Genomic DNA, 22,182 nt, shown 5'->3' with positions numbered 1-22,182 from the left:
TCATTTTCTGAAGCCCGGCTGGCCGCGCAGGACCTCACCGGCCTTCGGGTTCAGGTGCGTCCAGTAGTGCCGGAACATCCCGTTCAGGGCGTTCAGGATCGACTGGCACCGCCAGCAGCCGGGCAGGCTGGTGGCCATCTGGCCGCCGTGCACCTCGACCAGCTGGAACGACTTGACCAGCAGTTCCTCGGCGTGCAGGTTCTGGAAGCCCCAGTAGCTGCGGAGGAAGTTGTAGCGCTTGTACGGCGCGATCCCGAGCACCTCGTGCTCGGCCAGGTTGACCGTCTTGTTGACGATCAGGTTGTAGGCGGCGCGGTTGTTCACCGTGACGACGGTCAGTCCCTCGCCCTCGCCGACCGCGACAGCGATCTTCTGCGCTGCCCGCGGACTGAAGTGCTTGGCCAGCATCGCGTGGATCTCGGCCGCCCGGGTGACGAGCGCGGGTGCGGCCTGCGGCGCCTCGGTCACGACGGCCTTCTCCACCGCCGCCTCGGCCGCCTTCTCGGTGACCGCCTTCGCCGCGACGTTCGCGCCGCTGACCGCGATGTTGACGCCGAGCAGCCCGACGTCACCGGCCGCCGAGGCTGCCATCACGCCCTTCTCGGCGATCTGCATACCGACCTCGCCGCCCGCGGTCGCGATGTCGTCCTGCCCGCCCGGGGCACTCAGTTGGCTCATCCCGGGTGGCATGCCCTGCAGCCGCGGCGCCGGGGACATCATCGACTTCGCCGGTGGCAGCAGCGCGCGGAGCACACTCTTGAAGCCCTGGGCGATCCCGCCCTGGTCTGCCTTCGACTTCTCGAACGCGGCCTTCTGCTGCGCCGCGTACTTCTCGGCCTCTGTCATCGGCGGCGCGTCCGGCAGCGACTTCACATCGACCGAGGGAGGCTCGGCGGGCGGTGGGGCGGGTGTGGCCTCGACCGTCCCGCCACTCGAGCCGGTGCCGGACTCCTCGACATTGGTAGCGGTCGCTGTGCCCTGGCAGCCCGACGAGTCACAGCTCTGCAGCCCTGACGGGTCTCCCATCCGCATCGGGCTACTGGCCGCGAACCGGTACAGGTGGAGACCATCGGCCGGCCCGGACGGGTCCGGACTCACCCAGCGCCCGAGCCACGGCGCGTAGTACCGGGCACCGTGGTAGTTGAGGCCGCTCTCCTCGTCACGCTCCTTGCCGCCGTAGCGATAGCGCTTGAAGGCCTGGCCGCCGAATGAGGTCTGCCCGTACGGCGTGTACTCCTCCCGGCTGATCTCTCCACCAGCAGCGTCCAGTACTACGGAGTTGCTGCCCAGGTGGTCGCTCAGCAGGTACTGCACCGGGGGAGTGGCATCCCCTGGGAAGGCCTGCCCGGTCCTGACCGTCGCTATCCGGTTCCGGCCGTCCTGCACGGTCACTGTGTCGTTGGTGAGGTCGCCGCCGACCCCACTGCGCCTGCAGCGCTCGAACCCGTTCCCGACGTACAGGGTGACCGTGGTGCGGCCGCCTGACTGCACCAGCTTCTTCACCCGCGCCCCACCGCTGTCGTACAAGTACTGCGCGGTGACGGACGCCGGACCGGCACCTGCTTGAGTGCGGTAGCCGCGGAGGCGGTCGGCGTGGTCCCACTCGAAGAACCGGGACTCGCCCTCGGACAGGACGTTGCCGTTGGCGTCGTAGGTGTAGGGGACGCTGCTGCCGCCGCCTGTGGTTGTCATGGCCAGCCGGTTGGCAGCGTCGATTGCGGTGAAGTTGCGGGTGCTGCCGGAGCCGCCGGCAAGATGCTTGAGCTCGGTCAGCCCGCCCAGCAGGTCGTACTCGTAAGTCTCCTGGTAAGCCCGGGTCTGCGTCACGTCCGTGCACCGCGGTACGACGTCGTGGTCGGTAGCAGCCGGTACTGCGCACTCGCGCCCGGTGGCAGACCGCAGGCGGTAGAGCGGGTCGTACTCGAAGACCCGGTCCAACGCGTCGGGGCCCAGCGGCGTACCGGGGATGCCGCAGCCCGGGGTGCGATCACTGATCCGCAGCACGTTGCCGGACACGTCGTACTGGTGGGCCAGGTCTTGCAGGGCCGGCCCGGTCGGCCGATACACCAGCTCACCCGGTACTGCGACCCGCTGCGTGCGCAGCCTGGCCAGGTGCCGGGTCTGCGGGTCGTAGGAGTAGCGGGTGATCGTTTGGTTGCCATGGACAATCAACAGGCGTTGGCCCTTGGCGTCGTACGCGATCCGCTCGACATAGGTCTGGTCCGGCCCGGCCACCGCAGTGAGCAGGCCGGCCGGGGAGTAGCTGAGGTACAAGGCTTGCCGGTCGCCAGTGACGTCCTGCGGCAAGGTCATGCGAGTGGTGCGACCGAGAGCGTCGTACTGGAGGTCTGTCGCGAAACCGGTGGCCTCCAGCACAGCGTCGGCGGCTGCGGTCCAGTCGGCGCGGAACGGCGCCGGAGCGAGTAGTGCGGCGTCGGAGACCATCCGGCGGGCCTTGGCCGTCACCCGACCCGCGTAGTCGTAGCGCTCGATCGTGACCAGCCCAGCGCCGTCCCATTGCCGGTAAGGCCGTCCGAGCCTGTAGGCGGCCCGCTGCGCCGCACGCTCACCAGGAGGCTGGTCCGGGCGTCCACCGTCGCCGTACTCGGTCCGCTCGACCAGAGTCACTTCCTGGTCCGCCCGCTCGCGCGCCCAGGTGCGGATGGCCCGGCCGAGTCCGTCGTAGCCCTGCAGCGTCAGGGCTCCCCGCGCATCGCGGTGCTCAACGGGTGAGCCACCGGCGTCGTGCACGGTGACGCGAGTACCCGAGTCCAGCTCCCTCACCCTAAGGGCTCGCCCGGCCAGGTCGTAGACACTGGTCACCGCAGAGCGGCCCAGGGGGTCCGTGACCTCTAGTACCTGGCCCTTGCTGTCGTACCGGGTCTTCGTGACCTGCTCCTGGATCGGATCGCCGGGAGTGTCCCTGGTCCGCGCGACCATCTCGATGCCGCGACCGAGCGCATCGACCAGCACGCTGCCAGGGGTGCCGTGATGGTGCCGGTAGCTCTGGGAGGTCACCGGATGAGTGCGGCCTGCGTTGTCGTTCGCGTCGTAGGTGTAGGCGACCCAGGGCGTCGGCTCGTACTGCAGTGGATCCGCCAGCTCGGGTACTCCGGGAACTGTCCGCTCCTGCGAGCCGTCGGCCAGTTCGGTGCAGGTGACCCGGCCCAGCGGATCGTAGGTGGTCGTCACCTTCTCACCGGAGGCCGACGGCGGGCTGTACTCCCAGCCAGTGCTGAAGAAGGGCTCGTAGACCTCTACTGCGCGGCCCTTGTTGTCGTAGACCGTCAGACCGTTGACGACGACGTTCGCATTCGCCCGGTGGCCCACCAGGTCGCCGCCGACCTCGTCGAACCGTACGTCGTCGCCCTGGGTGCGGGTCTGGAGCAGCCGGCCGAAGCCGTCGGAGTACTCGACCGTGGTGATGGTCGCGTCCCGTTGGTCGGTGGGGATCTCCACTGCGGTGTCGTGGTGGATCCGGCGTACGGTGCGCACGCTGATCGGAGGTGTGAAGTCGTAGGTCATCACCAGCGTGGGAGCCGCCGCATCGCCCTCGGTCGGGCTCTGGCCGCTGACCGAGCTGGTGGTGAGGAAGCCCAGCGGACTGAAGGTGAAACGGCTCTCGGTGCCGTTGGGGTCCAGCACTGTGCGGGGTAGGAAGACCCGGTAGTCGGGCTCGACGACTGTGGTCAGGCCGGCGGCGTCGGTGTTGCGTAGTACGAGCAGGCCGTACTCGTCGTACTCGCTGGTGGCTCGATGGGCCTGCGGGTCGGCCGCATGCCACAGGGGCTGGCGGCTCTCCACGATCAGGCCGCGCTCGTCGTACCGCTGGCTGGTGATGGTGTACCAACCATCGGGCTCGCGGTGGTAGCCCGCGTTCGGCGACAGCAGCGTGCGGAACTCGGCCGGGTAGTCATCGGTCCAGACGCCCGTGAGACAGGGCGGTGCGCCGCCGTAGGCCTCGGTGATGATCTCGTCGGTCAGTGCGAGCGCCTTGGTCCGCATCGGGAGGCCGTGCTCGCCCACTTGCCCCTGCGGCAACCCCTCGAACGCCTCGCCGTCGTAGTAGGTAACGGTGTGACTGTCGACCTTCAGCTGCGGTCCACCGGCCAGCACCTCGGCCACAGTCAGGCCCGCAGTACCGCTCATGCTGTACGCCGTACTGGCGCTCACCCGGTCATGCAGATAACCACCAGCCGGTACTGCGTACTCGGTGCGGCTGCGGTTGACCAGGTACTCCGCTTCCGGCCGGTCGGTCATCGTGCGCCACCCGCGCGGACAGGCGATCGCAGTACTGGCGTGTGGGCGGCCGAAGGGGTCGAAGTTGCCGTCGTCGGCCAGGAAGGAGCTGACCGAGAAGTTGGTCATCGGGTCGTCGCCGCGCTCCCAGTTGGTACTGCGCTGCGCGACGCTGTGCGGATAGAACACCCGGTCGGTCAGTTGCTCAACGGCGTAACGGGTTTCGGAGACTGTGTAGGGCCGGTCGGCTCGTGGGCTGCTGTCCTCGGCGTAGACCTCAGTACGCAGTACTCGGCCGCGGAGCGCGCGGAGGGCGTCGCGGCGGATCCGCCGACCGGCAGGGTCACGCACCTGCGGCGGCAGCACGGTCGGCTCGAGCAGGGACGGGTCGCCGGGCCAGTAGGTGTCCGCGAAGTCAGGAGCATCCCAGCCGCCGAACTCGTCACCGACAGGTCCCGGGTGAAACCAGGTGCGGGTCAGCGTCGGGGGAGAGGCGGTGCCGTTCAGCGCCTCCGCGTCACGCTGTTCGACCATCGCGAAGCCGCGGAACTCCCGCTCGGCGCCGTCCCAGTGTCCGTGCCGATACCGGTACGACGTGTGCACGCTCCCGCCCGAGAACTCGTCCCGCACGACCGATCCGGCCACCACCAGTACCGGGAACGGCAACGCGGTTCGCCAGCGAGTCAGGTGGTGCTGGTCGTCCTCGACGAAGTACCGGGTGGAGGGCGCGTACTCGATCGTGGTGACGCTGCCGGCGGAGTTGTCGACCTGCTCCAGCAGGTACGGCTTGGCGCCACCGGTCAGGTCCAGGAAGTACATGTTCGCCGTACGACCGCTACGGCTCCACAGGACTCCGCTGGTGCCGCTGCCGAGCAGATCGACCAGCCGGAGATCGCCGCCCGCCAGCGGGGGAGTGCCGCGGTAGCTGCGGTCCGGAGTACCGGCCCGTGCCCGGACGGTGATCGGATCGCTCCAGGCGTTGCCGCTCTGGTTGATCCACAGCGTGACGGTGTCGTCGTCCACGTAGACGAGGTCGGCCAGGCCGTCACCGTCGACGTCACCGACGAGCACTCGCGCCGGGTCGTAGCCGGACGGGAGCCTGGGCGCGTTGCGCATGGAGACCGGCGGACCCCAGTCGCCCAGCCCGACGTTGGGCCAGTACTCCAGGTTGCCGTCGTGGACCAGCGCGACGTCCTGCAGGCCGTCACCGGTGAGATCGGCCCAGTGCACCCGCGGGTCGGCGAACGAGAAGGTCGGCCCCGACCTGACCGAGCGGGTCTTGTTCCAGCCCTCAACCGGGTCGTTGAAGAAGCACTCGAGCCGCGCGCCCGAGCGGATCGCGTCGGTCACGCCGTCGCCGTCGAGATCGACCAGCCGGACCTCGGGGTCGGCCAGGTCGAAGCTCGGCGCCTGCCGGAACTTGCGGAAGGACCGCTCGTCCCAGCCGATCCCCGGCCGGATGGGGAAGTAGCCGGACAGTGCGCCCGAGGTGACCATCAGGTCAGGCCGCCCATCGCCGGTGGCGTCCACGAAGTCGACCTGCGGGTCGGCGAGCCGGAGCCCGGCAGGTGCCTCCGGCAGCGACTTCGGTACGTCGAACCGGCCGTCGCCGAGGTTGCGCCAGTGCCGGGCGACGCCGTCGAGCTGGACGAGATCCGGCAGGCCGTTCCCGGCCAGATCGACCAGGGTGAGCGACGGGTCGGCCAGCGACACAGGTGGCAGGTCCGGACCGGTGACCGGGGTGAACGCCCGCTCGTCCGGCCGGAAGGTCGTGTAGCCGAACTTCAGTGGAGGCATCGACTCCTGGTTGCCGCTGTCGTCGTACCCGGTGATCAGTACTTCGGTGAGCTGGGAGACGCCGTTCGCGGACTGCTGGTCGTACTGCAGTTCGTAGCTCCGGGTGAGCCGGCCCAGCGTGCTGACCGCGATGCGAGTGCAGCGCAGCCGGGTGCGTACCTCGAACCCGGCCCGGCGATCGGAGAAGGGGTCCGGACGTTCCTCGTACTCGAACCCCACACTGACCAGGTACTCCGGGCCGTAGTCGACGTACCGGATGCGCTGGGGGTAGAGCTGGTCCCAGGTGTGCGGTCCGTCGACGCCCGTGTCGCGCAGGTAGTCGTAGGCGATGTGGCTGCCGAAGGTGTCCGCAGTACGGGTGAGTTGCCAGCCCAGCACCCGGGTACGGTCCAACGGGTCGGCCAGGACAGCAGGGTCGGCGCCGAAGGAGCTAGGCGACCCGTAGGTGCTGACCAGACCGTCCCTGCTCGCCACCTGCCAGTAGTCGTCCGTGCCGTCCCGTCGCCGGGTGATCCGCGCGTAGAGACCCTCCGTGCGCGGCCGGTACTGCGTGGTCGGCCCGTCGCTCTCGACCGCGACCAGCTCCTCACCACCGGAGAGCAGGTAGACGTCGCGCTCCTCGTCGTACCGGGGCACGCCCTTGCCGGTCCGGCGGCTGACACCTGGCAACGACAAGCCCCACCCGAGCCCGAACGGCCCGTTCCCGCTCCCGGTGCTGTACCCGAGCTGCAACTGGGGCTGCAGGCCACTGCGGCCCGGCGGCAGTGCGATCGGCACGGTGAAGTTGCCCGTCCCCGTGTGCGGGTCAGGCCCGAATGTCTCGCCAATCCCCGCCAGTGCGCCACCGCCACTGGGCAGCACGATGGCGTCCGTGCTCCCGCCCACCCCGGACCTCCCCCTGAACAGCCGAGCGAGATCCCCCAAGCGCGGCCTGTCCTACTAGCGACAGAAGGTACAACCGAACCCGGTCCAACGGAAGGCGGACACGAGATTGGGTCTCGGTTGCTCAGGTGCTGCGGCGCCTGGCCGGCCCATTTGGCCTAGACCAATTTCGACAGTACGCCGCGGCCGCCGCTGAGGTTTCCACGACGACGGGTTCGTGAGTGGCCGGTACTCAAATCGGCTGCTCCGGCAGGGAAAAGCCGGACCTGGTCTTGTTCGGTCCCGAGGCCCGCCCCGAAGGTTCTCGGGAGACAGATCAGTGAGGCGGCGGACCGGTTCCGGTCCGCCCTCGAGATGAGGAGATCCCTTGAGGAGAAAGAGTTTCCGGCGCGACGTACTGGCCGGAGGACTGCTCGGCGTGGTCGCGCTGGCAGGCGTCGGGGTGAGTGTTCCGGCCCAGGCCGTGGGGACCGGTGTGCAGCGGGAGAGCGCGCCGAGGTCCGCGGTCGGCGCGATCCAGCAGGAGATCGCCCGCGAGTTGGCGATGTCGCTCAACGACGGCAGCTGGCGGGCCCAGCTCCGTACTGCGGTCGTCGGGGGCGAGGGTGACCTGCAGGCGCTCGCGTCCCGGTCGTCCGCGACGGGTGGCCGGCGACTGGCGGCCGAGGTGGTGGATGCCGACCGCAAGCTGCGGGAGGCGAAGGGCCTGCCCGGTGACGCCGGCTCGCTGCTCAGGCTGCGGCTCGGTACCCCGGAGATGGCCCGGCAGCTGGACGGGGCGACGATGCCCTGGATCGCGGTTGCCTCCGGCAATGAGAAGGCCGGCTCGGTGGTTGCCTTCGACAATCGTGGTGTCGCGCACCCGCTGGACCCGATGGTGGCGCCGCGGCATCCGGTGTACGTCGTCGACGTCGATGTCGCCAAGGCTCAGCAGGTGGGGCTGCGGGTGGTCGAGCAGGAGCTGGCCGCGAAGGGGGTGACCGCTCCGAAGAAGGCCCAGCAGGCGCAGCTGGGAGGCGGTTTCTGGACCTCCAAGATCACCGCGGTCCGGGTCTCCGACGACGAGGAGCCATGGACCAAGGGCGACGCGGAGATGTTCACCCTGGTGACCGGCTTCGGCCTGGACGGCAAGCCGGTGGTGAACACGGTGACGATGCCGTACCTGGACACCGACGGCAAGATCTACCGGCCCAACCAGATCTTGGTGAACTGGTCGACGTACAAGTACAACCTGGCCGACGCGGTGATGATGGAGGACGACGGCGACACCAACTACCGGGCGCTCGCCCAGGCGCTCACCACCGCGCTGCTGACGATCACCGACCAGGGCGCCTACAAGCCGCTGGTGGACGCGGTGATCGCCGCGATCCCGGACAGCTGGTGGACCGACGACCCGGACTTCGTGGACGCCTGGTACACGCTGGCGAAGAACGACAACGGGGTACGCCAGGGATCACGGCGCAACGGCTGGATGGGCCTCACGCCGTACTACGTCCCCGCGTTCTGATCAGCGGTCTCTGACCCAACAGACCGGCAGGCACATCGGGCGGCCCCTCACCCCCGATGTGCCTGCTGTTCGTTCCCCGTCCGACCAGAGGAAAGACTTCATGACCGAAAGACCTGTCGCGGTCCGCAGTTCGATCCAAGCCCGCCACCCCGCGCTCGGGAAGGTAGCCGAGGGCAACAGACTGACCAGCTCAGCCGACCGCCGGTAAGCGCCCGGGCGGCTTCCGCGGCTGGGTCTCCCAGCGCTCGGACGTGAAGGGACAGGAGGTGGACCAAGCGTGGCACCAACGCCTACGTCTACCGGGTGAACACCCACATGGCCGCGCACTGGGCGTTCATCGCGCTGGAGGTCGCGCGGCAGACCCCGGACCCGCAGTGGCGGGCGAAGGCGCTCGAGATCAAGGGCAACATCGACAACAGCATGCCCACGCGAACGGCGTGATCAGCTACGTCGCGGCGGCGGCCGAGGACAGGCAGGGCTGGACCGAGGCCGAGATGCAGCACTTCGGCTCGGCGATGGTGTCCGGGTCCAGATGCTCGAGGTGTGGCGGTGAACGCCAAGCTCCTCCGAGTCAGCTGAGCCAACCGATGCCAACGGGCGCCTGCCACAGCAGGCGCCCGGTGTTTGCTGCTCAGATCCTTGCCGCCGACAACGGCCTGCTCTGCACCCGGTACGCCGTCGACGAGTTCACGCTCCAGCGGTACCCGGCGAACAACCCGCTGCTCCGCGCACCGTAGAACACCATGTGCCCGTACCCGACGCCCGTCCCGTTCTGCACCTGGACGACGTTGCCGTCGGCATCCCGAGTCGGCTGGAACCGGCTGTCCGGGTAGGCCTCGTAGTTCGCCAGATTCCCGCCGTTCGGGTCGCCGTGCGGGGCACTCGTGCAGTCGATGATCTCGAACAGATACGGATCGACCGGCTGACCGAGCGTGCTGTCGGCCGCATGAGCGAACAACCCCTTGGCCTGGCGGATCATCACCACGTGACCGGTGTTTCCACCGGACGAGGTGCCGTAGTCGATCGCGACCAAGTCACCCGGCTTCAGATTGACCGGCTTGGTGACCTGCGTCAGATGCTGGAACTGCGCTGCCCGCAGGAAGCCACGCTGGAACTCCTCCGCGGTCGGCGCCCACTTGCCGGAGCCGGCCGGTTCGGTCGGAAAGAAGTTCTGCCGGAAGTACTCCGGCGTCGCCCACCCGTACGCCGTACCGGCACCGTAGCCGCGCAGCAGCGTGCTGGTGACGAAGCTGCCGCACTGCGCCAGCGCCCGGTACGACGCCGGTTGACCCGGTGTGCCCCAGGTCAACACTGTCTGCCGGGAGTCGGCAGGGACTTTGTACTGGTTGCGGGAGAGGTCAAGTGGGTCGGCCATCCGGAGGTAGTCGACCAACTGCTCGGCCTCGACGAGATGCGGAAGGGATCGCGAGTACGGCGCCGCCGGGGGAGCGGTGGCTGCCGAAGCGGTCGCGTGCGTGGTCGTGCTCACCGCCACGGCAGCGCCGGCAGCGAGCAGGCCTCTTCTGCTGAGAGTCGTCATGAGTCACCGACACCTCTCGGAGCCGGAGTCGAGCGTCTCACCGGCGGTGTTCAGGAACTTCCACGAGTAGTTGTCCGAGGCAAGCTCCAGCCGCAGTACGCCGTACTGCTGGGCGATCCGCACCTCGCTGTTCTTCACCTTCGGGTTGAACGGGCGCAGACCGCTGCCGCCGGTGCCGACGACGAACTGCCGCGGCCCCGAGGCCGTCGCGACACCGTCCGGGGTCTGCGGGGCGAACCGCTCGTAGTCGTGGTCGTGCCCGTTCAGGATCAGGTCGGCGCGGGCGGCGTACAGGGTGTCCCAGAAGGGCTTCATGTTGGGGAAGTTGCCGTGCCCGGAGCCGGAGCTGAACTTGGGCCGGTGCCAGTAGGCCAGCACGCAGCGCTTGCTGTTGGCCGCGAGGTCGTTCTTCAGCCACTGCAACTGGCTGCTGTTGGCCTGGCGCTGGTCCTCGGAGTTGAGCGAGACGATGTGCCAGTCGCCGAGGTCGAAGCTGTACCAGCTGGTGCCGTTCGGCTTGGCGGCGTTGCCGAAGTACCGGAAGTAGCCGGCCGCGGCAGAGTCGTCGTACTCGTGGTTGCCCGGGGTCGGCTTGATCTTGTCCTTCATCGCTCCCCACGACGGCGCGAAGTAGCTGGTGAACTGCGAATAGGCGCCGTTGGCCTGGTCGCCGAGGGTGAGGATGCTGTCGGGAGCGATCGCCTTGACCCGGGCGGCGGTCTTCGCCTGCGGGCAGGAGCTGCCGCTGCAGGAGTTCGCGATGTCACCGACCGCCGCAACCACCTTGGTCTGACCGGTCGGCGGCGGTTCGGTGCCGTCCGTTGTCAGCGCCCGCGCCTCGGAGATGCTGCCCCACAGACCCTGGGCGCTCTGCCAGAACGAGATCCGGACGTAGCGGGCGGACACCGCTGCCTCGAACGGGTAGGACTCGTAGTCCGCGGTGCCGCCGGAGCTGCGGCCCGCCCAGACCTTCGTGTACGTCGTACCGTCGGTGGAGGTGTAGATGGTGTGGTCGTTCCAACGCTGATCGCCCTTGTACCAAGCGACTTTCACGCCACACAGGGACTGCGCGGCACCCAGGTCGAGGGTCAGCGCGGCACCCTCGCCGTACCCGGACCAGCGGGTCGACAGGTTGTTGTCGACGGCATTGGTCGCGGGATTGACGTCCTCTGCTGTGCTGGCCGTGGCATTGGCGATAGGCGGAGCAGTGGTGCAGCCGGGGATCGAGGGGACGACGTCCGACGGCACCGCTGCATCCGCCGTCGTCGTGACGAGACACGTGCCGACGGCCGCGATGACCGTGGCGATCCACAGTGTTCTGCGCATAGGGGATCTCCTGTTCTGAGGGGCTCCTCAGAGCATGGGTTCGGACCGGCCGCTTCCGCGTGAGCAGCCGATGCCCAATCCCCGTGAATCAGCTGTGCGGGAGGCGCAGCCCGAGTGCGCCGGCCAGCTCCAGGCGGCCGCGGATCCGCAGCTTCTCGTACGCCCGGTGCAAATGGTTGTCGACGGTACGGACCGACACTGCGAGCCTCTCGGCCACCACGGTGTTCTCCAGCCCACTGGCAGCCAGCTCGCAGACTTCCCGCTCACGCCACGTCAACAGGTCCACGGCAGGCGGCAGGACGGCCCACAAAGGCGGTGCGCCGGTCGTGGAATCGAGAAGGCGCTGTGCCGCGGCCTGATACCGGCTGCCCGTGCGCAGCTTCGTCACCACCACGGCCGCTTCCCGGGCCATGCCGATGAATCCACGGGCCTCGAACTCCGCCATCACCGACGCGAGTACTTCGGCGTTCTGCCGGGCCAGCCCCGAGGCATGGGCCGCCAGCAACGGGAACAGCTCGCCGTCGCCCCCTTGGATCGCTGCCGCCAATTGGTCAGCGGTCGCGGCGGACGGCTTCAATCGGGCCAGGTAGTACAAGCACTCCACAGCATTGGTACGCCGCCCGGTGGCGAGGTAGCGCTCGACCAGCGGCGGGATCAGCGCGGCAGCGGTGGCCACCTTGCCGCTGCAAGCCAGTTTGCGGACCTTCGCCATCGCCAGGTGGTCCTGCAGACCGGCGCCGGCCGGCAGCCGCAGTACGGCCTCGGCCAGCCCCGCCTCAGCCTTCGCGAAGTCGCCGATCGCAGCAGCGGCGGCCGCGAACTCCGCGAAGATGTAGGCCTGGATCGGGAAGGGCAGCCGGTCGTCGGCGAGAGCGCGGGCCTCACCGAGCCGGGTCATCGCCTGCTGCCGATCGCCGGCCCAGGCGGCGGTGACGCCCAGCTCGAGACACACGGTGGCGACGTCGGAGCGATCACCCCGCTCGATGGCGGCGAGGTAGTAGTCCTCACCAAGCACCAGGGCGCTCTTCAGGTCGCCGGACAGCATCAGCGCGTGCAGGTGGCAGGCGGCCATCGCGCCGTGCATGGTCGGCCACAAGCCAGGCATCCTGACCTGGCCGCGCTGGAACCCGTCGGCAACCTGTTGTGGATATCCGGCGAAGGTGAGTGCGTAGGCATGCAGAGTCCCCTCGACGCCGGTGAGCACCGGGCAGGGCGGGGACACCCCGGTAAGCAGGTCGGTGTCGAGCTCCGGGTCGGGGCCGAAGACGGCGAGCGCCAGCCGTGCGATCCGCAACTCCGGGGAGTTCGAGCCGTCGGGATGCTCCCTGGCGGCCAGCAGCGCGCGCGCATCCTCGGGACGACGCAGGCCCCAGAAGAGGTTGAGTACTCGCAGGGCCGCTCGCCAGTCGCCCAGACCGGGATCGACACTGGCACCGGCCTGCTCGGCTCGCAGCAGCGCGGCCTCGACCTCTTCCACCTTGTTCTGCGCGACCAGGGCCTGGCAGAGCACGGTCAGTGGCTCGTCCGGTGCTGCCGCCCGGGCCAGATGCTCGGCCAGTACCGGGTCCGACCGGTCCAGCGCCTCGATTCCGGCTCGCTCCAGGTCGTCCCGCGTGACCTGCAGGCCCGACCGAAGCCGCCAGGTGGTGACCCGCAGCATCTGTTCCGAGTCGTTCTCCTGACCGGCCGCGTCAGCGAGATCCCGGAGCAGTCGCCGGGACCTGAGCGCTCCACTCGCGGCTCGCGCGACCTCGCCGTACAGGGGGTGGCCGAGGCGGACCGTGCCACGACTGTCGACGGTGATGAGCAGCCGGAGCTGGAGCGAGTCGATGGTCGAGCGGTCGACCAGCCGGGACAGCAGCGAGACGCTGACGACCTCGCCGTGTGCGACGTACCCGAGAGCGCAGCGCTCGGCCGGCTCCAGTACGCCGATCACGTCGCTGACCAGGTCGCGGAGCGCGGCAGGCGCGGTCGGGGGATCGCGCCAGGTCCAGATCCCGGTGCTGTCGTCCAGTACGCCGGACTGCAGCCCGAGCTCGACCAGATGGCGCACGAACAGCGGATTGCCGTTGCTGAGCCGCCAGAGCTGATCCGCGCTCATCCCGTCCAGCGGTCCGCCCAGCACGCTCGCGGCCAGGTCGGCCGTCATCGAGCGAGTCAGGGCGGCCACCGGTTGGACCCGCAGTCCTCGGCGACGGGTGATCCGCTCGGTCAGCGCGGCGGGAGCCGTCTCCGCACGAGTGGTGAGCAGGATCCGGGTTCGCGGTACGGAGGCGAGCAGAGCCAGCAACTCGGTCGAGGCCTGGTCGATGTGGTCCACGTCGTCGATGCAGATCAGGGTCGGCCGCAGGGCGGCCTGGGCAGTCAGGTGCTCACGCAGCGCAGCGAAGCCGCCGCCTGGCCCGGACGGCAGCGAGTCAGGGAGGAAGTCGGCGATCGCGGCCAGCGGCAGAGCCACGTTTCCGGGCAGGCCGACCGCGTGCAGTCGGGCCATCCCGGCCGCCTCGCAGTCCTCGGCCACCGCGCGCAGCAGGGAGGTCTTGCCGATCCCCGCCTCGCCGACCAGCAGGACGGCCGGGGCATCGGCCGGGCGGAGGATCGACCGGATCGTGGCGAGGTCGCAGTCGCGGCCGACCAGGCGGCCGGAACCGCTTCGCGTCACGGTTTCGAGGTCGAGCATCAAGTCTCCCAGCTACGCCGCGGCCCGGCTCACGGACCGCCCGGTGGCAGCGTGCCACGCGCCGGGATGCTTGTCATGAGCAACCGTTACTCATCGGCGGCCGGTTCTGTCCCGAGTGACTCAAGAGCAGGCGGACCAGCAACCAGGCGTCTTACCATGCCAAGAACCGGTCGAGAGGGGGCCAGCGGGTGGAGGCGAGTGACGCGCTGAGGCGGCGGCTGACGGCACGGTGGCCGCTGATCGGCCGGACGGACCAGCGGCAGCTCGCGGGGGAGCTGCTGCGGAGTACGGCCGGTGGGGTGCTGATGACCGGCGCGGCCGGGGTCGGGAAGTCGGCTCTGGCCGAGGCCGTCCTGGAGGACTGCGCCGCCGCCGGGTGGCACGTGGTCAGGACCCAGGTCCGAGAGGAACAGCGCCACGTCCCGTACTCCGTCATCGCGCAGCTCCTCGTGCACCGGCCACCGCAGCGTCAGCCGGCCGGCGTGATCGGGGCCGTCATCCGGCAACTGCGCGCCGCCGCGGGCGGACGAGCGATCGTGATCGGGATCGACGACGTACACCAGCTGGACGACGCGTCGGTCGGGTTGGTCCAGCACCTGACCGCGACAGTCGGGGCGAAGGTGCTGCTGACCGCACGGTCCGAGGCCAGCGACGCGGAGCCGGTGAAGGCCTTCCAGCGGCGCGGGCTGGTGCATCGCCTGGAACTGCCCAGCCTGGACCGGACCGAGTTCACCGGACTGGTCACCGAGGTGCTCGCCGGCGTGATGGACGGGGTGAGTGCCGAGCAGCTGTGGCAGCTCACCCAGGGAAACCCGCTGCACCTGCGCCACCTGCTGCAGATCAGCGCCCGGTCCGGCGCGCTGCAGCGGGAGGACGAGCTGTGGCGCTGGTCCTCCTCACCTGACGACCAGCTGCTGCTCAGGCAGGCGGTGCAGCAGGCCTTCGCTGAGCTTCCGGACGATCAGGCGTTCGCGATGACCGTGGTCGCTCTCGCCGAGCCGCTGGTCCTCGACCTGGCTGAGCAGGTGGCCGACCTGAACGCGCTCGAGGCCCTCGAAGAACGCCGGCTGATCAGCGTCCAGCCCGCCGGAGCCACGTTGGCGGCCAGCACCGCACACCCCCTGTACGGCGAACTGGCGCGGGCGGCGGTCTCGATCGAGGAGCGGGCCCAGATCCTCGGCCGGCTCGCCAAGGAAGCCAGTGGCCGCCGGGTCAACGGTGTCGACTTCGCGGACGGCTTGCTGATCGCGCAGTGGCGGCTGGCGACAGGAGAAGAGCTGACGACCGAGGAGATCCTCGACGCCGCCCGGCTTGCCCTGGCCCGCAGCGATGCCGCGGTCGCTGAGGATCTGGTCCGGAAGCTCTGGCCGCGGTACGGCGTGGCCGAGCTGATCCGTGCGTTGGTTGCCCAGGGCAAGGCGGCGGAAGCGGAAGAGCTGCTGGCTGGGCTCACCGACGATACGTTGAGCCGGGAGCTGGCGCCTCTTCGGGCCCTGAACCTGCTGTGGGGGCTGGGTGAGCCGGCGGCCGCGCAGGCTGTGGTCGACACCAGTGCTGACCTGTCTGAGCAGGCCGTTGCCCAGCTCGGCATCCTGTTGTTCAGCAAGGCTGAGGAAGGACATCGGCCCGACCAGCGGCAACTGGCCGAGCTGCTGCGGATGGCGCCGGAGAACCTGACGTCCGACCCCGTCATCGCCTGCTGTGCCCTGGTACTACGGGCCTACCTGCTGACTTTCACCGGCCGACCCGTGCAGCTGGTCGAAGAGGTTGCCGATGGCAAGATCAGTCCGCCGGACGGCTGGGCCACGATCCGGGGCGCCACCGAGATCTGCCACGTGCATGCGCTCGGACTGGCGGGGCGGTTGGCAGATGCGCGGTCGACGGCGCGGCGGTACTACGACGAGGCGATCCGGCGCGGGGACTCGGCTCAGATCGGCGTGCTGGCGTTCGAGGCGGCGGTGGTGGAGATGTGGGCCGGCAATCATCGGGAGGCCTGGCCGCATCTGGTGGAGTCGCGAGGGCATCTCGGTGCCCGGACGCCGTTCCCGATGCAGGCGTATCTGGCGAGCGAGCAGGCCGCTTGCCTGGCTGCGACCGGGCGGATCGAGGAGGGGCGGTCGGTGCTGGTCGAGGCTCGGGCGGCGTTCCCGGCTGACTCCGGGCTGCGGGATCATCTGGCCTGGGGTGAGGTGCGCGTGGCGGCGTACGCGGGGGCTGAGGATCTGACCGAGTTGCTGCAGCGGTTGCTGAGTCGGCAGGTTGCGGATCACCGGTTCTCCAATGCTGTCGAGACCGCGTACCTGTGGGCGCGGATCGAGCCGGATCGGGACAGCGCAGTACGGGTTCGTGAGCTGGCTGCGCGGTGTGACAGTGAGCTGTTCCGGATCTATGCCGCGCACGTGGTGGCGTTGGCTGAGCGGGATCCGAACGAATTGCTGGAGGTTGCGACCACGCTGGAGTCGCTCGGTTACCACGGGTTGGCGCTTGAAGCGGCTGCTGCCGGTCATGAGCTGGCGGCTGCGGCCGATCAGCGGCGGTTGGCTACCGAGTTGGCTCATCGTGCGGCTCGGCTTGCTGAGCGGTGCCGTGGTCTGAGTACGCCGTGGCTGCGGCCGTTCGCTCAGCCTGGGCAGCTGAGTGCGCGGGAGCTGGAGATCTGCCGGCACGCGGCGGCGGGGCTGGACAATGCCGCGATCGCGGCGGTCCTCGGGCTCAGTACCCGGACGGTGTCGAATCATCTGCAGCGGTCTTACGACAAGCTCGGCGTCCAGGGCCGGCGGGAGCTGGCCGCAGCCCTGCCTGACCCGGAGCTCCCGGTCTAGGCAGGTGCGCTGGGCATGGTTTACTCATGCGGCTTGGCGGGTGGCTCTGCACAGTGAAGTGATCGATGGTTCGGCCCGATCACGAGAGGAACTCCCGCCCATGTCCAGAGCCCTCACCCTGAGGCGCAGTATCGTCCTCGCCACCCTGACCAGCTTGTTGCTCGGCGCCACCGCCGTGACCGGCCTGGTGACCCGGTCCAGCTCGGCCGCTGCCGCCGCCTGCAACGGCACCAAGGTCAGGCCGCAAGGCGCCGTCGCCAGTACCGAGGAAGCGATCAACCCGGCCGCGCACGCGGTCGACAACTCGCTCGGGACCCGCTGGTCGGGGCTGGGCAGTGGGGCGCACCTGACGCTCGAGCTGGCGCGGAGTCACCAGGTCTGTCAGGTCGGCATCGCCTGGCATCGCGGCGACCTGCGCTGGAACGACTTCAGCATCTCGCTGTCGACCGACAACGTCACCTACCGCAAGGCCTGGGAGGGCCGCAGCTCGGGCCGGACCGCGGAGATCGAGTTCTTCCCGCTGACCACGCCGGCCGCGGCGAAGTACATCCGGATCACCTTCAAGCAGAACCCGGAGAACACCTGGGCGAGCATCAGCGAGGCGCTCGCCATGATCGGCGGGACGGACCCCGAACCGGTACCGGACATCAAGCCGGTGAAGTACTGGATCGATCGCTACGACCAGGCCGCCGCCGGCGAGGACGCGAAGTACCAGTCGCTGACCAGGTCCGCCGACTCGTGGAACCACTACGACGGCGCCTACGGCATCGAGGCAGCGGTGGCCGCCTTCGCCGCGACCGGCCGGAGCACGGATCTCAACCGGTTCCTGAACTACTCGGAGAACCTGGTCAGGTCGTCGAGCGTTCGCAGTGACGGCAAACGCGGCTGGGTCTCGCAGCGCTCCGACGTCCGCGGCCAGGAGGTGCCGCTGTTCGAGAGCTACGCCTGGCGGTACGTCGCGCACGGGCTGGACGTGCTGAAGAACAGTTCCGCCTACACCAACCCGACCACCCGCAAACGGTACGACGACCTGCTGGCCTTCCTCGAGGTCAACATCTTCGACAAGTGGGTCGGCCGGAACGTGAACTCCTACGTGTACCGGGTGAACACCCACATGGCGGCGCACTGGGGTTTCATCGCGATGGAGGTGTCCCGGCTGACCGCCAACGCGGCCCGGCGGGACAAGGCGATCAAGGTCCGGGACGACGTCAACGACCACATGCCCAACAACAAGGGTCTCGGCATCCGCGACCAGCTCCGGCTCGGCGTGGTGGACTCCGACTCCTACTTCTTCGACATGAACTTCGGCAGCACCACCAGGCCGGGATCGGACGTTGCCCATGGCAATGGAGTGGTCAGCTACCTGGCCGAGGCGGCGACGCTCGGCGGACAGGGCTGGAGTCGTGCGGAGCTGGACGGCTTCGGGCATCTGCTCACCGACCTGGTGATCCCGCGCGGCGCGGCGTACGTCGACGGCACTGGTGCGGGCACCGGCTGGCTGGCCGACGGGTTCGTCAAGCTCGGCCGGTTCGACGTCCGGGTGCAGAAGGCGCTGGAGACCCACAAGGTCCAGGGGCAGCAGCTGTACATGGCGCAGATGGCCTACAACGCGAAGGTCCTGCTGGGTGCGGGGCAACCGGCCGCGAAAGCTGCCCCGGCCGCCGCCGCGCAGCTGGACGGCAACGATCCGGTCGACGGGGTCGCGATGATGTACCCGAGCAAGCCGGGCGGGCAGTCCTGGCACCTGACCGCCAACCCGGGGCAGGACAGCCGACTCGACGGTCCCGCGCTCACGAAGAACCCGGACGGGACGTTCAAGGTCCGTGATCCCCAGACCAGGCTGAGCATCTCGACCACCACCTTCGATCAGCGGCGGGACGAGCCGAACCTGGAGTGGCGGCAGCCGACGCTGCGGCAGCGTGGGTTCATGCACGACGCCAACGACTGGCGCAACGTGGAGATCACCGGCTACGTCCGGTACAACGCGGGATCTGACGACACGGACGCCTTCACCTGGTACGCGCGGGGTTCACGGCACACCGGTTCGGGGGCCGCGCCGGAGGCCTGCTGGGGCACCGCGTACAAAGGGAATCTCCGCTTCGGAGACGGCGCGGCGCGGTTCGAGAAGGAGATCTTCCACGACGGCGGCGCCGGCTATGTGGCGGACAAGTACGCCAATGGAGGCGCGACGCTCAAGAAGAAGCTGGTCGGGTTCAAGACGGTGATGTACAACATCCCGGGCGGTGTCCGGATGGAGATGTACCTGGACCGGACCAACTCGAACAACTGGACGAAGGTGGCCGCCCGGGACGACGTCGGCAGCTGGAAGGTGGCCAGCGCGAACAGGTGTCAGGGCAGCCAGAGCGAGGTGATCAGCTGGGGCGGTCCGAAGGCCGTGTTCCGCTGGGACGCCGCCACTGATGTCGACGTCACCAAGCTCAGTGTCCGCGAGATCGCTCCGGGTGGTGTCCAGCCGCCGGCGTGCTCGGCGACGGCAGCGGCCGCCTCGGCGACGGCCTCGACCTGGGAAGCGGTGAACCCACCGGCCCAGGCGATCGACGGCAACCTGACCACCCGGTGGTCGGGGCAGGGCTCCGGCGCCGCGCTGATCCTCGATCTGGGCTCGGTGCAGGCGCTCTGCGGGACGAAGGTCGCCTGGCACAAGGGCAGCACCCGATGGAACGACTACACCGTCTACACCTCCACCGACGGTACGACGTACTCGAAGGCGTGGGAGGGACGCAGTACTGGGACCACCAATGCACTGGAGACTCGGCTGTTCCCGGTACCGCGGGAGGGCCGGTTCGTGAAGATCTCGTTCTGGGGCAACCCGGAGAACGACTGGGCCAGCGTCACCGAAGCAGCGGTCCTGCGGAGCTGACCGGCTCCGGGGCCGGGCCCAGTACGTCGCGCAACTGGTCCCGGCCCCGGACTCCGAGCTTCTTGTAGGCACGGTGCAGATGGTTCGCGATCGTCTTGCGGGTCAGGCCGAGCCGCTCGGCGATCAGGTCGTTGTCGATGCCCTGGGCGGCCAGCTCGCAGACCTCGCGTTCGCGGATCGACAGCGGCACCGACGAGCTGTCCTCGTGCAGCCGCCAGCGCGTCCGCGGCTCGTCGCACAGGTGCCGAAGGCGGGCGGCATGGACGCGGAACCGGGTCGCGTCCCGCTCCTCACCGGCGGTCGCTGCGAGCCGAGCAGCCTGGACAGTCGCCGCCAGCGCCATCCCGTAGTACCCGAGGCGTTCGAAGGCGGCGGCGACGGTGAAGACCTCGCCGTACCGGCTGGTTGCCGCGGCCTCCGCGTGATCGGCCATCAGCCGGAAGAGGTCGCTGTCGCAGCGATCCACGCAGGCTCGCAAGGCCGTTGCCACCCGCGACGTCGGGCGCAGCAGGGCGGCGTAGTAGAACGCCTCGACGGCATTCGCGTAGCGGCCGGCCGACTGGTACCGCGTGGCCAGCGCCTCGATCCGGGCGGCCGTCTGCTCGACATCGGCGGTCTGCGCGTCCAGTCTGATCGCGGTGAACTCCAGATGCGGCTGCAGTGCGAGCCCGGCGGGGAGCAGTTCGGTCAGCTCGTCGAGGACGGCTCGTGCCTCGGCCGGCAGACCGAGCGAGGACAGGCAGCCGGCCAGTTCGGTGCCGAGGTAGAGCCGGATCGGGAACGGCACGTGCTCGTCCACCAATGCTCTGGCCTCGCGGAAATGCGGCAGGGCACGGCCCAGCCGACCCGACCAGGCTTCGCAGGTGCCGCGCTCGAACGCGAGCAAAGCGGCTTCGGTCGGTACGTCGCAGTCGGCCGGAGCACTGTCCCGGGAGGCGACCAGCTCGGTGGCCTCGTGGAGGCGGCCCGACGTCACCAGTCCCTGGATCCGGCAAGCCGCGAGCGCGGCGCTCATCGAGGCCCAACTGCGCGAAGCGCTGAAGCGACCATCGGCAATGGCGTCGGCCACCAGCTTCGGCCGGCCTTGGAACAACGCCAGGTAGGCGCGTAGCGGGTCCGCCGCTCCGGCGATGACGACGTCCTGGATCCGCTCCGGCGATTGCGGCGCGATGAGGTCATGCCAGGACACGTCCGGCGTACCGAAGGTCCGCACCGCGGTCGCTGCGAGCTGCAGCGCCGGTGTATCCGTACTACTTCGGGCCCGTGCGATGACCGCCGCGGCGTCCTGTGGGCGGCGCAGATTCCAGAACAGGTTGAGTGCGCGCAACGCGGCCGTGTCCTGACTGGCGTCGCTCATGCTGCTCAGCAGCGACTCTGCCTCGACCGCCTTGTCCTGCGCGACCAGAGCACGAGCTAGGACCAAGCGGACGGTTGGATCCGTGGGAAGGTGTCGAGCGAGCTGCTCGGCCAGCGGGGCTTCGCAGCGATCGAGTGCCTCATTGGCCGCGCTGACGATCTCAGCGGACGCGACGCGGTCACCGGCAGCCAGTCGCCACCGAACCGTCTGTAGGTGGGTGGCCGAGGTGGTGGCCAGGACCAGCCTGCGGTAGATCGAGGCGCGGTCAGTCGGCTGAGTTGCGGCTCGCACGACTTCGCCGTACAGGGGATGGCTGATGGAGGCGGTCAGTCGGCCGTCCAGGCGCTCGATGTGGACGAGACGTTCCTGTTCGAGGAACTCCAGGTCCGCGAGGTCGGCGACCGCCTCGAGGGTGTCGAGTGCCACCGGCTCGGCGTGGGCGACGTACGCGAGGGCCAGATGCTGGCCCGGCGTCAACGTGGCCAGCCTGCGGGTGACCAGGTTGCCGACCCCGCTCTGTCCCGGCATCACCGGTCCACGCCAGCGCCAGATGCCGTCGACCCGATCGACATTGGTGCCGGCCTCGACCAGCTGCCGGAGGAACAGCGGATTGCCACGGGTCAGCCGGCACAGCCGGTCGACCGACAACCCATCCACCGGACCACCCAGTACTGCGCTGAGTAACTCGGCCACCGCGGAACGGTCGAGCCCGTCGAGGCGCCTCGCCTCCACCAGCCGCTGCCGGTAGAAGCCGACGACGACGGGGGACGCGACGGCATCACTGCGGCAGGTGGCCAGGATGCGAATCCGGGTGGTGGCGCAGAGGCGGTGCAGTAACGCCGTCGCGGCAGGGTCGAGCTGATCCAGGTCGTCGACGACCAGAACGGAGTCCCGGCTCATGTCGTCCTGCGGGTCCTGCGTCAACTCGACGGGGTTCATCCCCTCGGCACGGCAGAGCAGGACGAGCGAATCGAGCAGCCTGGTCTTGCCGACTCCGGACTCGCCGACCAGCAGGACCCCTGGCTCGTCGCTGCGCGCGAGTCTGGAGATGATCTGCCGCTGGTCGTCGGAGCGGCCGACCAACGGCCAGTTCCGCTCGTCGGCCGAGCGCTCCACCAGGTACGACGCTGTCATCTCGTCTCCGTCCGGCC

At 69.2% G+C, this 22,182-nt stretch carries 9 protein-coding genes; 4 read left to right on the top strand and 5 right to left on the bottom strand.

Annotation, left to right across the window (positions count from 1 at the left end):
- On the bottom strand, nt 1-6,921 hold the full coding sequence (locus AB0P21_RS24935; RefSeq protein ID WP_363699578.1) for a SpvB/TcaC N-terminal domain-containing protein: 6,921 nt from the start codon (nt 6,919-6,921) through the stop codon (nt 1-3).
- A gap of 364 nt (nt 6,922-7,285) precedes the next feature.
- Here AB0P21_RS24935 and AB0P21_RS24930 point away from each other — a divergent pair, with 364 nt between their 5' ends.
- Both AB0P21_RS24930 and AB0P21_RS24925 read left to right on the top strand, forming a co-directional pair.
- Complete coding sequence (locus AB0P21_RS24930) at nt 7,286-8,425, top strand: DUF3103 family protein (protein ID WP_363699577.1); 1,140 nt, start codon at nt 7,286-7,288, stop codon at nt 8,423-8,425.
- A 303-nt stretch (nt 8,426-8,728) separates the two neighbouring features.
- A complete protein-coding gene (locus AB0P21_RS24925) occupies nt 8,729-8,866 on the top strand; it encodes a hypothetical protein (protein WP_363699576.1) in 138 nt (45 codons plus the stop codon).
- Nucleotides 8,867-9,056: 190 nt separating this feature from the next.
- Here AB0P21_RS24925 and AB0P21_RS24920 read toward each other — a convergent pair whose 3' ends face one another.
- The 3 genes from AB0P21_RS24920 to AB0P21_RS24910 form a co-directional block, all read right to left on the bottom strand.
- Nucleotides 9,057-9,965 carry a hypothetical protein gene (locus AB0P21_RS24920; protein ID WP_363699575.1) on the bottom strand — a complete coding sequence of 303 codons (909 nt, stop codon included), beginning with the start codon at nt 9,963-9,965 and terminating at the stop codon, nt 9,057-9,059.
- A gap of 3 nt (nt 9,966-9,968) precedes the next feature.
- Nucleotides 9,969-11,291 carry a discoidin domain-containing protein gene (locus AB0P21_RS24915; RefSeq protein ID WP_363699574.1) on the bottom strand — a complete coding sequence of 441 codons (1,323 nt, stop codon included), beginning with the start codon at nt 11,289-11,291 and terminating at the stop codon, nt 9,969-9,971.
- An 88-nt stretch (nt 11,292-11,379) separates the two neighbouring features.
- Nucleotides 11,380-13,971: an AAA family ATPase gene (locus AB0P21_RS24910; RefSeq protein WP_363699573.1), complete on the bottom strand. Its 2,592-nt coding sequence runs from the start codon at nt 13,969-13,971 to the stop codon at nt 11,380-11,382.
- A 188-nt stretch (nt 13,972-14,159) separates the two neighbouring features.
- On the opposite strand from AB0P21_RS24910, the gene AB0P21_RS24905 reads away from it, so the two are divergent.
- Both AB0P21_RS24905 and AB0P21_RS24900 read left to right on the top strand, forming a co-directional pair.
- Nucleotides 14,160-16,793 carry a LuxR C-terminal-related transcriptional regulator gene (locus tag AB0P21_RS24905; protein WP_363699571.1) on the top strand — a complete coding sequence of 878 codons (2,634 nt, stop codon included), beginning with the start codon at nt 14,160-14,162 and terminating at the stop codon, nt 16,791-16,793.
- Nucleotides 16,794-16,893: 100 nt separating this feature from the next.
- Nucleotides 16,894-19,674: a discoidin domain-containing protein gene (locus tag AB0P21_RS24900; protein ID WP_363699570.1), complete on the top strand. Its 2,781-nt coding sequence runs from the start codon at nt 16,894-16,896 to the stop codon at nt 19,672-19,674.
- On the opposite strand, the gene AB0P21_RS24895 is transcribed toward AB0P21_RS24900, so the two are convergent.
- Nucleotides 19,646-22,165, bottom strand: a complete 2,520-nt coding sequence (locus AB0P21_RS24895) for a LuxR C-terminal-related transcriptional regulator (RefSeq protein ID WP_363699569.1) — start codon at nt 22,163-22,165, stop codon at nt 19,646-19,648. The two genes, AB0P21_RS24900 and AB0P21_RS24895, sit on opposite strands and share 29 nt — an antisense overlap.
- Nucleotides 22,166-22,182 lie beyond the last annotated feature (17 nt).

Source organism: Kribbella sp. NPDC056861 (assembly GCF_040687575.1).
In the GTDB taxonomy this organism is placed as follows: Bacteria; Actinomycetota; Actinomycetes; order Propionibacteriales; family Kribbellaceae; genus Kribbella.
Note: the sequence above shows the minus strand (reverse complement) of the source record. Positions and strands in the feature narration are given on the sequence as shown.

Excerpts from the sequence above, each read along its gene's own strand:
- AB0P21_RS24895 (WP_363699569.1), bottom strand. The coding sequence starts at position 22,165 with ATGACAGCGTCGTACCTGGTGGAGCGCTCGGCCGACGAGCGGAACTGG.
- AB0P21_RS24910 (WP_363699573.1), bottom strand. The coding sequence starts at position 13,971 with ATGCTCGACCTCGAAACCGTGACGCGAAGCGGTTCCGGCCGCCTGGTC.
- AB0P21_RS24900 (WP_363699570.1), top strand. The coding sequence starts at position 16,894 with ATGTCCAGAGCCCTCACCCTGAGGCGCAGTATCGTCCTCGCCACCCTG.
- AB0P21_RS24915 (WP_363699574.1), bottom strand. The coding sequence starts at position 11,291 with ATGCGCAGAACACTGTGGATCGCCACGGTCATCGCGGCCGTCGGCACG.
- AB0P21_RS24920 (WP_363699575.1), bottom strand. The coding sequence starts at position 9,965 with ATGACGACTCTCAGCAGAAGAGGCCTGCTCGCTGCCGGCGCTGCCGTG.